The 14,784-nt window shown below is 74.9% G+C and carries 15 protein-coding genes; 13 read left to right on the top strand and 2 right to left on the bottom strand.

The window, feature by feature from the left end; translation table 11 throughout:
* Positions 1-8: 8 nt before the first annotated feature.
* Positions 9-788 (bottom strand): FCD domain-containing protein, encoded by a 780-nt coding sequence (locus ABGB06_RS28810; RefSeq protein WP_347594869.1) that lies wholly within the window; start codon positions 786-788, stop codon positions 9-11.
* A gap of 74 nt (positions 789-862) precedes the next feature.
* Here ABGB06_RS28810 and ABGB06_RS28805 point away from each other — a divergent pair, with 74 nt between their 5' ends.
* From ABGB06_RS28805 to mycP, 6 genes are all read left to right on the top strand, one after another.
* Positions 863-2,254 (top strand): glutamine synthetase family protein, encoded by a 1,392-nt coding sequence (locus tag ABGB06_RS28805; RefSeq protein ID WP_347594672.1) that lies wholly within the window; start codon positions 863-865, stop codon positions 2,252-2,254.
* Between the two features lie 52 nt (positions 2,255-2,306).
* Complete coding sequence (locus ABGB06_RS28800) at positions 2,307-3,692, top strand: aldehyde dehydrogenase family protein (RefSeq protein WP_347594670.1); 1,386 nt, start codon at positions 2,307-2,309, stop codon at positions 3,690-3,692.
* 51 nt (positions 3,693-3,743) lie between these two features.
* Positions 3,744-4,529 (top strand): 3-oxoacyl-ACP reductase, encoded by a 786-nt coding sequence (locus ABGB06_RS28795; RefSeq protein WP_347594668.1) that lies wholly within the window; start codon positions 3,744-3,746, stop codon positions 4,527-4,529.
* Positions 4,530-4,642: 113 nt separating this feature from the next.
* Positions 4,643-5,578 carry a DUF2510 domain-containing protein gene (locus ABGB06_RS28790; RefSeq protein ID WP_347594666.1) on the top strand — a complete coding sequence of 312 codons (936 nt, stop codon included), beginning with the start codon at positions 4,643-4,645 and terminating at the stop codon, positions 5,576-5,578.
* A gap of 72 nt (positions 5,579-5,650) precedes the next feature.
* Positions 5,651-6,799 (top strand): hypothetical protein, encoded by a 1,149-nt coding sequence (locus tag ABGB06_RS28785; protein WP_347594664.1) that lies wholly within the window; start codon positions 5,651-5,653, stop codon positions 6,797-6,799.
* Positions 6,796-8,001 (top strand): type VII secretion-associated serine protease mycosin, encoded by a 1,206-nt coding sequence (mycP, locus tag ABGB06_RS28780; protein ID WP_347594662.1) that lies wholly within the window; start codon positions 6,796-6,798, stop codon positions 7,999-8,001. Before ABGB06_RS28785 ends, mycP begins: the two co-directional genes overlap by 4 nt.
* On the opposite strand, the gene ABGB06_RS28775 is transcribed toward mycP, so the two are convergent.
* A complete protein-coding gene (locus tag ABGB06_RS28775; protein WP_347594660.1) occupies positions 7,979-8,992 on the bottom strand; it encodes a serine hydrolase in 1,014 nt (337 codons plus the stop codon). The genes mycP and ABGB06_RS28775 overlap by 23 nt on opposite strands.
* Before the next feature lie 145 nt (positions 8,993-9,137).
* Between ABGB06_RS28775 and ABGB06_RS28770 the strand changes: the two genes are divergently transcribed.
* The 7 genes from ABGB06_RS28770 (at position 9,138) to ABGB06_RS28740 (ending at position 14,658) form a co-directional block, all read left to right on the top strand.
* Positions 9,138-9,863 (top strand): SseB family protein, encoded by a 726-nt coding sequence (locus ABGB06_RS28770; RefSeq protein ID WP_347594658.1) that lies wholly within the window; start codon positions 9,138-9,140, stop codon positions 9,861-9,863.
* Between the two features lie 97 nt (positions 9,864-9,960).
* On the top strand, positions 9,961-10,767 hold the full coding sequence (locus ABGB06_RS28765; protein WP_347594656.1) for an aquaporin: 807 nt from the start codon (positions 9,961-9,963) through the stop codon (positions 10,765-10,767).
* Positions 10,768-11,024: 257 nt separating this feature from the next.
* Positions 11,025-11,660, top strand: coding sequence for a translation initiation factor IF-3 (infC, locus tag ABGB06_RS28760; protein WP_347594654.1), 636 nt, complete (start codon positions 11,025-11,027; stop codon positions 11,658-11,660).
* A gap of 114 nt (positions 11,661-11,774) precedes the next feature.
* On the top strand, positions 11,775-11,969 hold the full coding sequence (gene rpmI, locus ABGB06_RS28755) for a 50S ribosomal protein L35 (RefSeq protein WP_347594652.1): 195 nt from the start codon (positions 11,775-11,777) through the stop codon (positions 11,967-11,969).
* A gap of 108 nt (positions 11,970-12,077) precedes the next feature.
* Entirely contained in the window at positions 12,078-12,461 is a 384-nt protein-coding gene (gene rplT / locus ABGB06_RS28750) for a 50S ribosomal protein L20 (protein ID WP_347594650.1), read from the top strand.
* Positions 12,462-12,633: 172 nt separating this feature from the next.
* Positions 12,634-13,482 carry an RNA methyltransferase gene (locus ABGB06_RS28745; protein ID WP_347594648.1) on the top strand — a complete coding sequence of 283 codons (849 nt, stop codon included), beginning with the start codon at positions 12,634-12,636 and terminating at the stop codon, positions 13,480-13,482.
* A 96-nt stretch (positions 13,483-13,578) separates the two neighbouring features.
* The gene (locus ABGB06_RS28740) at positions 13,579-14,658 is read left to right on the top strand and encodes an ATP-binding protein (RefSeq protein ID WP_347594646.1); all 1,080 of its coding nucleotides are present in this window, start codon (positions 13,579-13,581) and stop codon (positions 14,656-14,658) included.
* Positions 14,659-14,784 lie beyond the last annotated feature (126 nt).

Here is a 14,784-nt window from a genome sequence, read left to right as displayed (position 1 = left end):
AGCGGTGGTTACGGTCCGGGTCGGCCGCCGAGGAAGCCGCGGAGCAACGCCGCGGTGCCGTCGCAGTGCTCCCGCATCGCCACACGCGCCCGCTCCGGCTCCCCGGCCAGCACCGCCGCGACCAGTTCGGCGTGCTGCTCCTGGGAGTGCGCCAGGTTCCGCACCAGCAGCGGGATCCGGTCCAGCAGGTCGTTCAACCGGGCGCGGACGGCCACGTACTGGGCGGCCAGCGAGGGCGAGCCCGACAGCTCGGCCAGGGTGAGGTGGAGCAGCGTGTCGGCCCGGCGGTACTCGGCCAACGGCGCCTCGTAGGTCGCCGCGAGCGCGTCCCGCAGCCGGCGCGCGCCCGACCCCGCCGCGCCGTCGGCCGCGCACAGCCCGGCCGCGCCCACGTCGAGCACCTCGCGCAGCCGCAGCGTGTCCTCCACGCTGACCGGCGGGCCCAGTCCGGTGCCCAGCCCCGCACCGGGGCGCGCGTCCTCCCGGACGCTCGCCCGTTCGGTCCCGCCGGGCGCGCCCCGGACGAAGGTGCCGCCGTACCGGCCGCGCCGGCTCTCCACCAGTCCCTCGTCCTGGAGCACCCGCAGCACCTCACGCAGCGTCACCCGGCTGATCCCGAGCCGCTCCGCCAACTCCCGCTCCGCCGGCAGCCGCCCGCCCGTGGGCACCAGGCCGAGGCGGAGCACCTGGAGTATCTGCTCCAGCGCCTCCTCGAACCCGTTCCCCGCGCGGACCGGCCGCAGCACCCCGGCCAGCCGCTCCGCGGCGGCGCCGCCGGCGTCGTCCATCGGACCTACTTCCCAATCAATGGTCTGCACCGATACCTTATGGCGTCCGGCCGACGCGTCAGGAGGGCCCTTCCGTGGCAGGTTCGCTGGCAGGATCCGAGGCGGGCCGCAGGCCCCCGCTCTCCGTGGAGGAGCTCAGGGGACTCGCCGACCTCGGCGAGATCGACACCGTCGTCCTCGCCTTCGCCGACATGCAGGGCCGCCTCCAGGGCAAGCGCTTCGCCGCCCGGTTCTTCCTCGACGAGGTGCTGGAGCACGGCACCGAGGGCTGCAACTACCTGCTGGCCGTCGACGCCGACATGAACACCGTCGACGGCTACGCCATGTCCTCCTGGGAGCGCGGCTACGGCGACTTCGCCCTGCGCGGCGACCGCGCCACCCTGCGCCGGGTGCCCTGGCACCCCGGCACCGCCATGATCACCGCCGACCTGTCCTGGCACGACGGTTCGCCGGTGGTCGCCGCGCCGCGGCAGATACTGCGCCGCCAGCTCGACCGGCTCGCCGAGCGCGGCTGGCGCGCGTACGCCGGCACGGAGCTGGAGTTCCAGGTCTTCACCGACAGCTACGAGCACGCCTGGCGGTCCGGCTACCGCGGCCTCACCCCGGCCAACCAGTACAACGTGGACTACTCGGTCCTCGGCACCGGGCGCGTCGAGCCGCTGCTGCGCCGGATCCGCAACGAGATGGGCGGCGCCGGCATGGTCGTGGAGTCGGCCAAGGGCGAGTGCAACCTCGGCCAGCACGAGATCGCCTTCCGCTACGCCGACGCCCTGACCACCTGCGACCAGCACACGATCTACAAGACCGGCGCCAAGGAGATCGCCGCCCAGGAGGGGTGCGCGCTCACCTTCATGGCCAAGTACGACGAGCGCGAGGGGAACTCCTGCCACGTCCACTTCTCGCTGCGCGACGAGGCCGGCCGCCCGGTGTTCGCCGACCCGGACGGCGAGCACGGCATGGCCGACGTGATGCGGCACTTCCTGGCCGGGCAGCTGGCCGCGCTGCGCGAGTTCAGCCTGCTGTACGCGCCGAACATCAACTCGTACAAGCGCTACCGCCCCGGCTCGTTCGCGCCCACCGCGGTCGCCTGGGGCCCGGACAACCGGACCTGCGCGCTGCGCGTCGTCGGCCACGGCGGCGCGCTGCGGATGGAGAACCGGCTGCCCGGCGGCGACGTCAATCCGTACCTCGCGGTCGCCGGCATGATCGCGGCCGGCCTGGACGGCGTCGACCGGCGTCTCGACCTGCCCGCCCCCTGCACCTCCAACGCCTACGCGGGCGATGCCGCCCACGTGCCGGGCACGCTCCGGGAGGCCGCCGAGCTGTGGCGGGACAGCGCCCTGGCGCGGTCGGCGTTCGGCGACGAGGTCGTCGACCACTACCTGAACATGGCCCGCGTCGAACAGGACGCCTACGACACCGCCGTCACCGACTGGGAGCGGTACCGCTCCTTCGAGCGCATGTGAACCGCCCGGACACGGGGCCGGAACACGGGAACAGAGACGAGAGAGACGCGCCGTGCCAGACCCGCACGACCAGCCCACCGAGCACCGGATCGTCAACCCGGCCACGGAGGAGGTCATCGCCACCGTCCCGGCCACCAGCCCCGCCGGCGTCGACGCCGCCGTCCGGCGCGCCGCCGAGGCCCAACGCGGCTGGGCGGCCCTCGCCCCGGCCGACCGGGCCCGGCTGCTGCGCCGCTTCGCCACGGCCGTGGACGCCGCGGTGGAGGAACTGGCGCTGCTGGAGGTGCGCGAGGCCGGCCACCCCGTCGGCAGCGCCCGGTGGGAGGCCGGCAACGTCCGCGACCTCCTCGACTACGCCGCCGGCGGCGTGGAGCGGCTGACCGGCCGGCAGATCCCGGTGGCCGGCGGGCTCGACGTCACGCTGCTGGAACCGCTCGGCGTGGTCGCCGTCATCGCGCCCTGGAACTTCCCCATGCCGATCGCCGCCTGGGGCGCCGCGCCGGCCCTCGCCGCGGGCAACGCGGTGCTGCTCAAGCCCGCCGAGACGACCCCGCTGACCGCGCTGCGGCTGGCCGCGCTGGCCGCCGAGGCCGGGCTTCCGGACGGCCTCTTCCAGGTGCTGCCGGGCGCCGGGCCGGTCACCGGCGCCGCGCTGGTGGACCATCCGGGCGTGGCCAAGGTGGTCTTCACGGGCTCCTCCGCCGTCGGCCGGCGGATCATGGCCGCCTGCGCGGCCGGCGTGAAGCGGCTGACCCTGGAGCTCGGCGGCAAGAGCCCCAACATCGTCTTCGCCGACGCCGACCTGGAGCGCGCCGCCGCCACCGCGCCGGGCTCCTTCCTGGACAACGCGGGCCAGGACTGCTGCGCGCGCAGCCGGATCCTGGTGCAGCGCCCCGTCTACGACCGCTTCCTCGAACTCCTGGCCCCGGCCGTGCGGGCCGTCCGGGTCGGCGACCCGGCCGATCCCGACACCGTCATGGGCCCCCTCGTCTCGGCCAGGCAGCGGGAGCGGGTGCGCGGCTACGTCCCGGAGGACGCCCCGGCCGCGATCCGCGGCGCGGCCCCGGGCGGCGCCGGCTACTGGTACCCGCCGACCGTCCTGGAGGCCCACCAGGCGGGCCCGCGCGCCGCCGTCGAGGAGATCTTCGGGCCGGTCGCCGTCGTCACCCCCTTCGAGGACGAGGCGGACGCGGTCCGGCTGGCCAACGCCACCGACTACGGCCTCTCGGGATCCCTGTGGACCCGCGACGTCGGCCGCGCCCTCCGGGTCTCACGCGCCGTCGCGGCGGGTAACCTCTCCGTCAACTCGCACAGCAGCGTCCGTTACGCCACCCCCTTCGGCGGCTACAAGCATTCGGGACTCGGCCGGGAACTGGGCCCCGAGGCGCTGGCCGCGTTCACCGAGACCAAGAACGTCTTCATCAGCTCCGAGGACTGACCCGGACGCAGAACCGACACGCAGAACCGACAGTGAGGAGCGGGAGTCGCCGTGACCGATGATTCCGTCGTGTGCCGCCGGTTGGTGGGGCGCACCGCCGTGGTGACCGGCGCCGGCAGCGGTATCGGCCTGGCCGCCGCCCGCCGGCTGGCCGCCGAGGGCGCCCACGTGGTCTGCGCCGACGTCGACGAGGAGCGCGGCGAGGCCGCCGCGGCGGAGATCGGCGGCCGGTACGTGCACACCGACGTCACCGACGCCGACCAGGTGGAGGCGCTGTTCCGGACCGCCCACGAGAGCTACGGATCCGTGGACGTCGCGTTCAACAACGCGGGCATCTCGCCGCCCGACGACGACTCCATCCTCACCACCGGGCTCGACGCCTGGCGCCGCGTGCAGGACGTCAACCTCACCTCCGTCTACCTCTGCTGCCGCGCCGTCATCCCCTACATGCGGCGCCAGGGCAGGGGATCCATCATCAACACGGCGTCCTTCGTCGCCGTGATGGGCGCCGCCACCTCGCAGATCAGCTACACCGCCTCCAAGGGGGGCGTGCTGGCCATGTCGCGGGAACTGGGCGTCCAGTTCGCCAGGGAGGGCATCCGGGTCAACGCGCTCTGCCCGGGACCGGTCAACACCCCGCTGCTCAAGGAGCTCTTCGCCAAGGACCCGGAGCGCGCCGCGCGCCGTCTGGTGCACGTCCCCATGGGCCGGTTCGCCGAGCCCGAGGAGATCGCCGCCGCCGTGGCCTTCCTGGCCAGCGACGACGCCGCCTTCGTCAACGCCGCCGAGTTCCTCGTCGACGGCGGCATCGCGGGCGCCTACGTCACGCCGCTGTGAGCGCCGGCCATCGGTCGAACCCGCGGTGGCGGCGCGGTGGCACGCTGTGAGAGGTTCGGCGACGTGAGCGACGGTGGCACGGCGCACGGACCGCGGAGCAGGAGGGCACCGGCATGACGACCCCGCCCGGCTGGTATCCCGACCCCGACCACCCGGGGCAAGGGCCCGGACAGGAGCGCTGGTGGAACGGCACCTCCTGGACCGGACACACCCGCGTCGCCGGCGAGTTCATCCCCGGGCCGGTGGCCGCCACCCCGGTGCCGCCGCCGCCCCGGGCGCCGGCCGGGCGCGGCGACCGGGAGCGACTGCCGCGCCCGCCGGGCGAGGAGCCGCCCGCGCGGGGCGGCTGGGCGCTGGTCACCGCGATCGCCGGCGGCACGCTGGTGATCGTCGCCTTCGTGGTCGGCGCCGTGCTGCTGCTCGGCTCCGACGGCGGTTCCGAGGCGGGTGGCGACCCGTCCGCGACCGCGCGGCCCGACGACCGGCCCTCGCCCGACCCGACCCACGTCCCGGAGACGACGCCACCCGGCCCGGCCACCGAGGGACGGGCCGGCGGGGCGACCCTGCCGCTGCTCGACGGCTGGCAGGAGGTCAGCCTGCAGCGGGGCGCCGGGATCAGCACCACGACCGGCTATCCCTGCCCCGCCGACGCGGCCCAGGAGTGCCTGACGGGCGGCGCGTTCCTCAGCAGGGCACCGCAACACGACGGCGAGACCCCCCGGGAGGCGGCCGCGGCGGACATCGCGGGCAACGCCGAGGAGTCGTACAGCCCCGAGGCGTACGGGCGGATCGTGGCGCAGGAGGAGGTGCTGGCCGAGGAGGTCGTCGTCGCGGGCCAGGACGGCTACCGGGTCAGGTGGCGGATCGAGACGGCCGCCGGCACCGAGGCGTTCGTCGAGTCGGTGGCCTTTCCGGCGCCGAACGGGGATGGCATGCTGCTGCTCCGCATCGGGTTCGACATCGGCGGCGAGGCGCCGCCGGTGGCGGACGTCGACCGCATCGTCGACGGCGTGCGGGCCGACTCCGACGGACCCGGTACCGGCGCGTGAGGCGGCGCCCGTAAAGTGACTCCGTCGATCCAGACCGGCCGACCCGCAGCCGGCGGCCAGGGGGGTGTGCGGATGAACACCGAGCAGGGCGAGCGGCGCGTGCCGCCCCCGCCCGTCGCTCCGCCGAAGCCCGCCGCACCGCCCAGACCCGCGACGCCGCCGCGCCCGGGCGCGCCCCTCGAATCCGAGCGAACTCCCGGCCCCGCGGCGAAGTCCACCGCCACCGCGGCCGCGCCACCCCGGCGGCCCGCGCCGGCCGCCGCGTCGCCGACGCCGGCCACACCGCCTCGGCCCACCGCGCCGCCGCGCCGCACCGTGGAGGTGCTGGCGCCCCCGCGCCCGGCGACGCCGCCACGGCCCGCCGGATCCCCCGACCCCGCCGCCGGCCGCGCCGACGGGCCCGGCGCCCTCGACGACGACGCCTCGCCCCCCACCCTGTTGCTGCGCCCCATCGGTGCCCGCCGCCGCACCGCGCGACTGGTGGCGCCCGTCGCCTGCCTCGTGCTGGGCACCGGCCTGCTGGGCGGCGCCGCCGCCGGCGCCTGGCTCACCGACGACACCGACCGGGGCGCCACCTCCCAGGCGGCGTTCGAGGAGGCCCGCTCGCTCTGGCGGGACGTGCCCGTCGACCAGCTCTTCCCGCGGCAGCTCACCGGCCGGGAGGCCGGCCCCGGCGGCTCCGACCGGCTCTGGAACCGGATCGCCGTCGCCCCGGACGCCGGCTGCGGCGAGGCCTTCGACACGCTGCTCGCGGAGACGCTCGCCGCCGTCGGCTGCGAGCGCCTGGTCCGCGCCACCTACGTCGACGAGACCGAGACCAGCGTCACCACCGTCGGCCTGCTGTTCACCCGGGGCGAGGCGGCGGACATGCGCGCGCTCCACGACCGGTTCGACGTCGAGGCGCTGGAGCAGCGTCCCGACCTGATTCCCGGCGCCTACGGGCCGGCCGGCACGCTCGCCGAGGACTTCGGCGACGAACAGCGCGCCGCCTGGACCGTCCGGGTGCTCGGCGACCTCCCGGTGGTGGTCTACGCCGTGACCGGCTTCGTCGACGGACGGACCATCACCGACCCGCAGCCGGCCGCCGAGGCCACCGAGGAGGGCCAGGACAGCACGGTCGCGCTGGCCGGGCTCGGCCACGACGCGGAGGGCATCGCCGACCGGGTCCAGGCCGGCCTGCGGGACGCCGCCGACGGCGCCGACGGCGAGGAGACGCCATGACCCCGCCCACCGGCAGCACCCGGCGGCACGGCCGCGCGCTGGCGCTCGCCGCCACGCTGGCGTTGCTCCCGGGCGCCGGACTGGTCGCCGCGGGGGCGGCACCGGCCCGTGCCGACGCCATCAGGGACCAGCAGCAGTGGGCGCTGGACGCGGTCAACGCCCCCGACGCCTGGGACACCACGCGCGGCGCGGGCGTCACCGTGGCCGTGCTGGACACCGGCGTCGACGCCGACCATCCGGACCTGGTGGGCACCGTGCTCGACGGCCGGGACTTCGTCGGGATCGGCGCCCGCCCCGGCGACCCGGAGTGGGCGGCGCACGGCACCGCCATGGCCGGCATCATCGCCGGCCACGGGCACGGGGCCGGCCAGGAGAGCGGCGTGCTCGGCGTCGCCCCCGAGGCCGAGATACTCCCCGTCAGGGTGCTGCTGGAGGACGACGATCCGGCCAGGGACGAGGCCCGCGACGCGCGCGGCGACGCCCTCGCCGACGGCATCAGGTGGGCCGCCGACCAGGGCGCCGACATCATCAACCTCTCGCTCGGCGACGACAGCGAGTCGGCGCACGCGGACCCCCAGGAGGACGCCGCGGTCCGCTACGCGCTGAGCAAGGGCGCCGTCGTGGTGGCCTCGGCCGGCAACGGCGGCGAGGAGGGCGACCCGGTGTCCTATCCGGCCGGCTACCCGGGCGTCATCGCGGTCGCCGCGGTGGACCGGTCCGGCAGCCCCGCCGACTTCTCCACCCGACGCTGGTACGCCACGGTCAGCGCACCCGGCAAGGACGTGATAGTCGCCGATCCCGACGGCCAGTACTACTCGGGCTGGGGCACGTCCGCGGCCGCCGCGTTCGTCTCGGGCTCGGCCGCGTTGCTGCTGGCCGCCCACCCGGACCTGACTCCGGGTCAGGTCAAGCGGCTGCTCGCGGAGACCGCGCAGAACCCGCCGGAGGGCGGTCGGGACGACGCGGTCGGCGCCGGCGTCGTCGATCCGGCGGCGGCCATCGAGGCGGCCGCGGCGCTGGACGAGGAGCCCGCGACGGCGTCCGGCGCGTACACCGCCGAGTACTTCGGCCCCGGTCCCCGGCCGCAGGCCGACGGCGGCGGAACGGGCTGGCTCGCGCCGCTCTCCGGCGCGCTGGGCGCGCTGCTGCTGGGCGCCGCGGGCGTGCTGTTCGTGCGGCTCAGACGTCCGGACCGGCGCTGATCGCCTCCACCGCCAGCCGGGCTGCGGCCTCCACCACCGCTATGCCGGCCGCCTGCGACACGTGCCCGTCGGAGACGACCGCGACGAGGTAGGTGTCGCCGGCGAGGTAGGTGCCGTTGGCGAAGTGGGCGTCGTCGTCCACGACCACCCGACCGATGCTGTTGATGTCCCACAACCCGGTCTGGCTGCGCGGCAGCCAGCCGTTCTTCAGCTCGAAGTCCCCGTCGGCGGCGGCCGATATGCCCCACTGCTGGTCGGGCACCACCGAGCCCATCAACTCCTGGATGTACGCGCGGGACTCGGGCTCCAGGGGCGAGTCGTCCCCGAACACCGCTCGGAGCAGGGCTATCTGATCCTCGCTCGTGGTCTGGGTCAGCCCCCAGGTGTAGTCCGGGCCCGCCGTCGTCTCGGTCAGCCCCAGCCGCTCGTTGGCCGCGTCGAGACCGTCGCCCGTCCCTATCAGGGTCCACAGCTCGTCGGTCGACGCGTTGTCGCTGCGCTGGATCGCCGCCTCGGCGAGACCGCGCTCGTACCCGGTCAACTCCCGCCCCTCGTCCTGCGCCTGAAGCAGCAGCGCGGCGAGCACGTCGACCTTCACGATGCTGGCCGTGTCGAAGGCACCCTCGCCGTACCCCACGCTCAGGCCGCCGTCCATGGCCAGTACGGAGACGGACAACCGGGCCTGCGTGTCGGCGAGCAGCCGCGACATCTCGTCGGCCAGCCGCTCGCGCGCCGCGTCCTCGGGCGGCAGCGAGTGCGGCGAAGCCCCCTGGGTCTCGCCGACGCCGTCGTCGGTCACCGCGTCGTCCGACCCGGCCGCCTCGGTGTCTCCCGACCCGTCGGGCGGCACGGACGACGCCGCGCCCACCGGTTCCGGAAACCGCGCCACGTCACCCGCGGCGAGCAGCAACAGCGCTGTGGCCAGCGCGGTGTTCACCACCAGGACGGGCCTGATCCGCCACGCCGTCAGGCGGGGAACCGGGAGGGTCATGGCTACGCACGCTATCCCGAGGAGATCCAACGAGTCATCGGGTACCGAATGACGAACACGTAACAGTCGGTGAGGAAGGGGGCGTATCGGGCGGGGTGTAAGCCCCTGCACGAGCCGACCGAGCGCCCCCGGTTACCCTCGACGCGTGGCGCCCAAGAACATCCCGCGGCCCGCCTTCGACGGCGACGACGGCTCGGCCGACCCCGCGGTCAGCCGGGCGCTCGCCGACTTCTCCCGTGACCCGGCCGCCGAATCGCGGCTGCTCACCGCGCTGGCCCGCTCCCGGCTGCTGGTCCCGGTGGTCGCCGTGCTCGGCGAGGCGGAGACCGGCCCCGACGGTCTGCGGCGGGAGAAGAGCAGCGACATGGCCGTGCTCACCCTCGCCCTGCCGAGCGGCCGGCGCGCCCTGCCGGTGTTCACCGCCACCGACACCCTGGCCCGCTGGCGCCCCGACGCCAGGCCCGTCGCGGTCGCCCCGGCCCAGGCGCTGCACGCCGCCGCGCAGGAGCGCGCCGACACCCTGGTCGTCGACGTGGCGGGCCCGGTCAGCTACGAGCTCACCGGCCCCGGGCTGCGCGCGCTCGCGGGCGGTGGCGCCCCGGCCGAGAACGCCCTGGTGGCCGAGACCGTGCGCACGGTGCTCGGCGCCGAGCCCGCGGTGGTGGCCGCGCGACTGGTGCCCGGCGGCCCGGCGGACGGCACCCTGGCGCTGACCCTGGACCCGGACGCCGACACCGGACAGGTCGTCGGGCGGCTGGCCCGGGCGCTGGCCGCCGACGAGGTGCTCCGCGGCCACCTGGTGCGCGGCCTCGACCTCGCCGTGCTGCCGCCCGGCACGCCGCTGCCCGGCGAGCCGACGTACCGCCGCTGACACCCGGCCGGGTCTCCCCGGGGTGCGCCGCCGACCCGCCGACACGACACTGCCAGGGAGACGGCGCGAACGCCCGGACTCATGCATGGAGGCCGCGATGTTCACCGACCTGTTCACGGGGTCCAGGGAGTCACTCAGGGACTGGCAGCCCGGTCAGCAACCACTCGCCGGCGAGCTCGTCGGGACCTTCGCCCTGGTCTTCTTCGGAGTCGGCTCCGTGGTGCTGGCGTCCGAGTACATCGGCAGCTTCGGCATCGCGCTGGCGTTCGGCTTCACACTGCTGGTGCTGATGTACGCCATCGGCCCGGTCTCCGGCTGCCACGTCAACCCCGCCGTCACGCTGGGCATGCTGCTCGCCGGGCGGATCGACTCCAGGACGGCCGGGGGCTACTGGCTGGCCCAGCTGGTCGGCGCGTTCGCCGGCGCGGCGCTGCTGTTCCTGCTGGCCCACCAGGTGCCGGGCCTGGAGACCAGCGAGTCCTTCGGGAGCAACGGCTGGGGCGACCGCTCGGCGGTGGGCCTCAACGTCGGCGGCGCCATCATCGCCGAGATCATGCTGACCAGCCTGCTGGTCTTCGTGTACCTGTCGGTGACCTACCCCCGCCCCGAGGGGGCTGGCGGCGGGGCCGCGGTCGCCGTGGCCGGCTTCGACGGGGTGCCCGTCGGGCTCGCCCTGGCGGCGGTCCACCTGGTCGGCAACCCGCTCACCGGCACCTCCGTGAACCCGGCCCGCAGCATCGGACCCGCGTTCTTCGCCGGCGGCCAGGCGCTGGCCCAGCTGTGGCTGTTCATCGTCATGCCGCTGGTCGGGGCGGCGCTCGGGGTGCTGGCGCACCTGCTGCTCCACCCCCGGCACGCGCTCCCGGGCTCCGCGGCCACCGCTCCCGGGCCGGTGCCCGGCTAGCCGCCGCGACCCACCGGACGCGCCGCGCCCTCGGGTGCGGTAATCTGGTAGACGACCGGCCGGGTGCACAAGACGCCCGGCCCGCAAGTGGAGGCTCCTAAGCTCCCACCTGACCGGCCCTCCCGGCCGGCAGGTCACTGGTCAGGCTGCGCCCCGCGGTGCCTCGCGGCGGTGCTCCCCGTCCGAGGAGCCCCGCCTGCGTACCGACCGGGGCGTTTCTGATGTTCCGGCCCGGTGGTCGTCACGACAATTCCGGCATGGCTGCCCGCCAGGCAACCGTGCGGCGCAACCGAGGAGGCCCCATCAGCGCCGAGCCCCGCATCAACGACCGGATTCGCGTCCCCGAGGTGCGACTCGTCGGTCCCAGTGGCGAGCAGGTCGGCATCGTGCCGCTTGCCAAGGCCCTGGAGCTTGCCCAGGAGTACGACCTTGACCTGGTCGAGGTCGCGGCGAACGCCCGTCCGCCCGTGTGCAAGCTCATGGACTACGGAAAGTTCAAGTACGAGTCGGCCATGAAGGCCCGTGAGGCGCGCAAGAACCAGGCGCACACGGTCATCAAGGAGATGAAGCTCCGGCCGAAGATCGATCCGCACGACTACGACACCAAGAAGGGTCACGTCGTCCGGTTCCTCAAACAAGGGGACAAGGTCAAGATCACGATCATGTTCCGCGGTCGCGAGCAGTCCCGCCCCGAGTTGGGCTACCGGCTGCTGCAGCGGCTCGCGGAGGACGTCCAGGACCTGGGCTTCGTGGAATCCAACCCGAAGCAGGACGGACGGAACATGATCATGGTTCTCGGTCCGCACAAGAAGAAGACCGAGGCCATGGCCGAGGCCCGGGAGGCGCAGGCCGCCCGCAAGGCCGAACGCCAGCAGGGCAAGACGTCGGCCTGAGGGCGCGCCCTCCAGGCCGCCGCCAGCACCAACACGAAACAGCACCGCGCTCCGCCCGAGCCCCACGTCGTCGGGCCGCCCAGGAGCGCCACGGACGAGGAGAGTTGCGGCGACATGCCGAAAAACAAGACGCACACCGGAGCAGGCAAGCGCTTCAAGATCACCGGCTCCGGCAAGGTGATGCGCCAGCGTGCCGGTCGCCGTCACTACCTGGAGCACAAGCCGTCCACGCTCACCCGCCGCCTCGCCGGCAAGACGGAGACGGCTCCGGCCGACGCCAAGAGGATCAAGAAGATGCTCGGCAAGTGATCCGCGCGCGCCGGCCGCCCCGCGGGCGGCGACGGCGCCGGAGAGCCGACCGGGACCTCATCCGTTATCGGGCCGCGTACCCCGTGGCCCCCTAGAAGGAGTACACACGTGGCACGCGTCAAGCGGGCGGTCAACGCCCACAAGAAGCGCCGGGCGATCCTCGAACAGGCCAGCGGCTACCGCGGTCAGCGCTCGCGGCTGTACCGCAAGGCGAAGGAGCAGGTCACCCACTCCCTCGTCTACAACTACAACGACCGCAAGAAGCGCAAGGGCGACTTCCGGCAGCTGTGGATCCAGCGCATCAACGCCGCCGCCCGCTCGCACGGCATCACCTACAACCGCTTCATCCAGGGCCTGAAGGCCGCGGAGATCGAGGTGGACCGGAAGATGCTGGCGGAGCTCGCCGTCAACGACCCCGGCGCGTTCGCCGTGCTGGTCGAGACCGCGCAGAAGGCGCTGCCCAGCGACGTCAACGCCCCGAAGGCCGCCTGAGGGCCGGGATTCCTGGAGACGGCGCGGAGGACCCCCGGGCCTCGCCCGGGCACCACACCGTGACCGGACCCGCGGGCGCCGCCCGCGGGTCCGTGGCGTCCGTACCCCGGCGCCGTGGCCGCCTCGCCGCCCGCCCCGCCACCCCCGTCCCCACGGAAGCGAGCCGTCGCCCATGGGCCCCGCCGTCGACCTCACCTCACCGCGCTCCCCGCGCGTCGTCGCCGCCCGGCGCCTAGCCCGCCGCACGGCCCGCGGCCGGGAGCGGCGCTTCCTGGCCGAGGGACCGCAGGCGATCCGGGAGGCCGTCGCCCACCGCACGCCGGACGGGGGCACCCTCGTCGAACTGTTCGCCACGGCCGAGGCCGCCGAGCGACACGACGACCTGCTCGCCGCCGCCCGGGACGCCGGCGTTCCGGTGCACCTGGCCGGGCCCGAGGTGCTCGCGGCGCTCTCGCAGACCGTGACCCCGCAGGGCCTGGTCGGCGTGTGCCGCTTCCTCGACCGGACGCTGGAGGCGGTGCTGGCCGACCGGCCGCGGCTCGTCGCCGTGCTCGCCCACGTGCGCGACCCGGGCAACGCGGGCACCGTGCTGCGCTGCGCCGACGCCGCGGGGGCGGACGCGGTGATCCTCACCGACGCCTCGGTCGACGCCTACAACCCGAAGGCGGTGCGCGCCTCCGCCGGCAGCCTCTTCCACCTCCCGGTGGCCGTCGGGGTCCCGGTCGAACGGGCGGTCCGCGGGCTGGCGGAGGCGGGCGTGCGGGTGCTGGCCGCCGACGGCGCCGGGGAGCGCGAGCTGGACGCGGAGCTCGACGAGGGCGCGATGGGCGGCCCCACCGCGTGGCTGTTCGGCAACGAGGCGTGGGGCCTGCCCGAGGCCACCAGGGCGCTCGCGGACGCCGCCGTACGGGTCCCCATCCACGGCCACGCGGAGAGCCTGAACCTGGCCACCGCCGCCGCCGTCTGCCTCTACGCCTCGGCCCGCGCCCAGCGTGCCCCCGGCGGTTGTCGCGCCGAGTGAGGCGCGCCTCGCGGTGATCACCGGCCCCGGCCGGGGCAGGGATGAATACGGCGGGTGTGAGGACGGTGACCAGCAGTGGGAGAGGGGCAGCAGCGGATGGACAGCGCGGCCGGTGCCGGAGGTCTCGACCTGCACCCCGATGATCTGCCCGACGGGCTGGTGGTGGCCGACCGGCTCGGGCTCGTGTGCTGCTTCAACGTCGAGGCGGCACGGCTGACCGGGACCCGTCCCGCCGAGGCACTGGGCCGCCCGATCGAGGCGGTGCTGCCGCTGGAGGACCCCGACGGGCGCCGTTGGTGGGAGCTCACCCGGCCCTACCGCGGCCTGGCCACCCGCTCGGGACAGCCGGAGCGGAACCTGCTGCTGCCCGGCGGCAACGAGGTGCTGGTCTCCGCCCGGTACGTGCGGGTCGGGCCCGGCGGCCCGGTGCGGCGGCTGGTCGTCACGCTGCGCGGCACCGACGCGCGGCAGCGCAGCGAGCGCAGCAACGCCGAACTGATCGCCACCGTGGCCCACGAGCTGCGTTCCCCGCTGACCTCCATCAAGGGCTTCACCGCCACCATGCTGGACAAGTGGGACCGCTTCACGGACGAACAGAAGCGGTTGATGTTGCTGACCGTGGACGGTGACGCGGACCGGGTCACCCGGCTGATCACCGAGCTGCTCGACGTCTCCCGGATCGACTCGGGGCGGCTGGAGATCCGCCGGCAGCCGGTCCATCTCGACGCGGCCGTGCGCCGCCACGTGGACAGCCTGGTCGGCGAGGGCTGCCAGCGGGACCGTTTCACGCTGCGCATCGCCGACCCGTTGCCCGCGCTGTGGGCCGATCCGCACAAGATCGACCAGGTGCTGCGCAATCTGCTGGAAAACGCGGTGCGGCACGGCGCCGGAACTGTCACCATCGAACTGCACGGCGTACCGCCGAACAGGACGCGGCAGGAAGGGACGGCCGTCACCGTGAGCGACGAGGGCCCTGGCATCCCCGACGGGGCGATGCACCGCGTCTTCACGCGCTTCTGGCGCGGCAGCGACCGCGGCGGCACCGGTCTCGGCCTGTACATCGTCAAGGGCATCGTCGAGGCCCACGGCGGCACCGTCACGGTCGGCCGCTCCGCCGGCGGCGGCGCCCGTTTCCGATTTATCCTGCCCGCGGGCATCCCGGCGTTCCTGAGCTGAGGGCCCGGCCGCGTCCTCGCGGCCCCGCCCCGCCCCGCCGCCCGCGGGCCTCCTCGCGCACCACCGCCCCGCACGCGGAACCATCGCGCCTCACCACCGCGTCACCGGTGCGCCGAGCCCCCGTAG

It is taken from the genome of Streptomyces sp. B6B3, assembly GCF_039871525.1.
In the GTDB taxonomy this organism is placed as follows: domain Bacteria; phylum Actinomycetota; class Actinomycetes; order Streptomycetales; family Streptomycetaceae; genus Streptomyces.
This window is presented reverse-complemented; position numbering and strand designations above follow the sequence as displayed.